Origin of the sequence: Pontiella sp., from assembly GCF_041622395.1 — a bacterium.
GTDB lineage: Bacteria > Verrucomicrobiota > Kiritimatiellia > Kiritimatiellales > Pontiellaceae > Pontiella.
Map to the genome: position 1 here is coordinate 1 of NZ_JBFJYW010000360.1, position 3,455 is coordinate 3,455.

1 protein-coding gene and 1 pseudogene are annotated in these 3,455 nt (G+C 61.1%); both read right to left on the bottom strand.

The window, feature by feature from the left end; genetic code table 11:
* On the bottom strand, nucleotides 1–2,133 hold a 2,133-nt coding region (locus tag ABYO54_RS15455; protein ID WP_372809132.1), incomplete at its 3' end, for a discoidin domain-containing protein.
* Between the two features lie 316 nt (nucleotides 2,134–2,449).
* Nucleotides 2,450–3,455: pseudogene (locus tag ABYO54_RS15460) on the bottom strand (hypothetical protein); the annotation flags it as partial.

The following is a 3,455-nucleotide window of genomic DNA, read 5'->3' on the forward strand; positions in this document are numbered from 1 at the left end:
ATCGAGATCGGGTTCGTTGAATCCCATCAGCGTGGTTTGGTTGGCCCGGCCATACCAGGTTGGCTGATACTTGAGGATGCCCGGCGTCGTGGCCCCGATGCCGCCCCACTGCATCGGCATATACTGGCCGGTTTCCAAATCGTTTTCATCGGCGTAGGTCCAGCGGTAGGCCCAGCTGGGCTTGAACATGGAGCTGAAATGGAAATGGGAAGCCTGGCCCTGCTTGGGGAAGTGGGTTTGGTAGTTGATCTTCCACTGCTGCGCCGTTGCCAGGCCGGGCGCCTGCTGCACCACGTTGGTTCCGTCCAGCCCGAGCACCATTCCGCTCCAGGCGTTCACGAGGTAGAAATGCACGCCGTCGCCCGTGTCTTCGAGCCGCCAGCGCTGGTGCGGCATGCTCGTCCAGGAGCCCTCGACCACCGCGGCGCCCTCGTTGGTGGACGCGAGCGAAACCTCGAAACAGCGTTCGCTGTCCTGGCTGCGCAGGCGGAAGGTGTCGGTGCCGAGGTTCAGCAAGACCTGGAACCAGGGCTGTTGGTTGGTGACAACGCAGGCTCCCGCCGTCGACGTCTGCAGATAGCCGCCCGTATCGCGGTTTTCGAGGGTGTAGTAGGAATCCTCGTAATCGAGGAAGCTTTCCGAAGGCGGGGCCTGGTTTTTCACGTCGGTCCAGAGCGGATAGCCGTCGCCTTTGTCGTACGGCATCACCGCGAATTCGCGAATAAACGCCTGGCTGGAATCGAGCGAACGAATGCGGATTTTGGTGGTGACGGCCGACGTGTTAAACAGGACCTCCCGGTTTAAATCGGTGTTACCCGAAACCGAACCGCCGTCGAAGAGCACCCAGCTTCCGCCGTCATCGTAGGCCACCTCGAAATTCTGGATCTGCGTGCCCGGCTGATTCTTGTAGCCGGAATAGAGATGGATGCCGCCAATGGCCTCGTTCTGCGCCAGATGGATTTCCAGGTCGTGCGGCCCGGCCGTGTTGGCGCTGGCCCAGCCGGAAGAATCGTCGGCATAGCCGTCGAACGCCAGCTTGGGATAGTTGCTTCCGCTCACCGAGGAATAAGCGTATTGGCGCATCTTGGCCACGTTCAGATCCATGTCGCTGCCGAAGGGAACCGCCGAGCCGTCGGCCGTCGGCGGGTAGAGCGCCAGCTCTTTGATCCGGGGATTGCTGTCGGTCGTATACAGACGGAACTTCCGGGCGGTGACGGGCGAAGCGAACTCGACCTTGCGCACCGGCAGGGCGTTGCCGGAAACCGTCGTGCCGGGAATGTCGATCCAGTTGCCGCCGTCTTGGTATTGCAGCACGAAATCGGAAACGATGTATCCCCACGGCGTACCGCTGTAGAGGTGGGCGCTGCCGACGGTCATCGGCGTGGCCAGCTCGACCGCGAGCCAGTGCGGCGCGGCGGAACTGGTGCCCCAGCGGCTATCCTGCGCCGCAAAACCGTCGGTGGCGTACTTGGCCGGCGTATCGGAATCGGAGGAATCCGCCGTCGTGGTTTGATACTTCGCCAAGTTGAACGATTCGACGCCAGAAACAACGGATACGTTGTCCACCCAGTTGATGGAGTCGCCGTCGGATTTCGAATAGAGATTGAGCCGCAACGCCTGATTCGGCGTGGCGCCGGCGGCGATCAGATCGGCACCGGAAAAACAGACGCGGAAGGTCTGATGGGATTGCCAGCTATCATACGACGTTCCCTCTCCGCCGTGCGTGCCATCGAGCTTGACCAAACTTGCCCGATATTCCGTGCCGGTCGCGCTTCGCAACGACACCCAAATGCCATTGCCGGCATCGGCGGTTTCCCAAGGCACTTCGCAGGCGTTGAGGGAAACCGTAAACGTATCGGCAAATCCCCACGTCGTGCTGAAATTCTGATGGATCGACGTGTTGGGCGACAACCGAATAACCGTATTCGGGACGCCAGGGATATCGGAGTCCGACGAATCATACCGCAACTCCCCGCCGTACGGTCCCGTCCATCCGGCAAACGAGGCGTCCGTGCCGTTCAGTCCGCCTGCGGCGTACCCCTCCGTCTCGAAATCGCCATTGATGAGAAGATTGGCGTTCGCCGAGCACAACATGCCCGCCAGCGCCAGCGCTACGATTGCTGATTTTTCCATTCTTTAACTTCCTCGTCTTAACGTCTTTGTCCGTCGCCGCTTGATCCGTTTTCTTGCGTTTGTTCGCAACGCGGCATCCGCCAACACGCCGGCGCCCACCCAATCGGCCTCGCCGGCCGGACCAGAGAGACAAACGAAGAGGAAGAAAACGGAATCAACCGGACCGGCGAGCAGTCCACCGGATCTGCCAGACCACCGGCGAAACCCATGAAACGATCTTCACCCTTCAATAACTCCGCGTATCGGCAAACCGTGACGTTCGAAGGAATGGTTTTCGTTTTTTTCCCGGAGCCCTCACAGGGGCTTCCGGCCGCGCCTATTCGATTTCGATCCGCAGATGCTTTTCATCCGCATCGATTGGCACGCTGGCCTCGACGGTCTCGACGCCATCCACCGTGCCGATGACCGATTCGGTCAGCCCGGCGGTTCCCCAGTCGGGTTCCGACAGCGAAGGCGACCACGCGGCCCGCACAGCGATGCCGGAAACGATGCGCCGGGTGTAGGTCATGACAAAGTTCGCGGTGCCCGCGTCCAGCGCCTTGACGGGCGAATCGGCCACCAGCGGATCGGTGGCAAGTATCCACTCGACCGTATTGAGGTTCGAGTCGCCGTCCGGGTTGCCGGTTTCGGATTGATCCGTTCCCGCCGGGGCGTTGGAGAACGCGACGGCCGCCCATTGATTATAGGGGGATTCCGATTCCATCAATCGGATATTGTCGATCGCGGTGTCGGCGGCGTGCCACTGCTGTTGTTTCGAGCGGAAACGGATCGTGACCGCGCCGTTTCCGGCGAAGGCCGACAGATCAACCGCAGCGGTCGACCATGGGTCCGCGCCGCTCGCGTGCGCCTCCCCGACCTGTTGCCAGACATTGGACGACCAGGTTGCTCCGTCGTAGACGTCGATCGACAAATAATCGATGTAGTCGCCGTACATGTGATAGTCGAACAGCAGTTCGGCGCCGGCCACCGCACTGAAGTCGAACAGGCACTCGAGCGAAGCCGTTTTGTATTGCACGCCCGAATCATGGTTTTCCACATAGAGATACCAGCTTCCATCGGACGCACCGTCGGGCCCGGTGTTCCCCGTATCGGTTCCGCCGCTGTTGCGCGTCCAATCCAGATCGTCGCCGGTCGACTGCTTCCAGACGCCGAAGCCGCTCTCGAAGCTTTCGGCATAGGGCAGCGTTTGAGGCACCTCTTCCAGCCGGATATTATCGATGGCCGGGTCGGCCGAGCTCCACTCGGTTCGCTTCGTCCGGAAGCGGATTTTCGCCTTGGCGCTGCCCGTGTAGGGCGAAAGATCGACGGCCGCGCTCGACCAC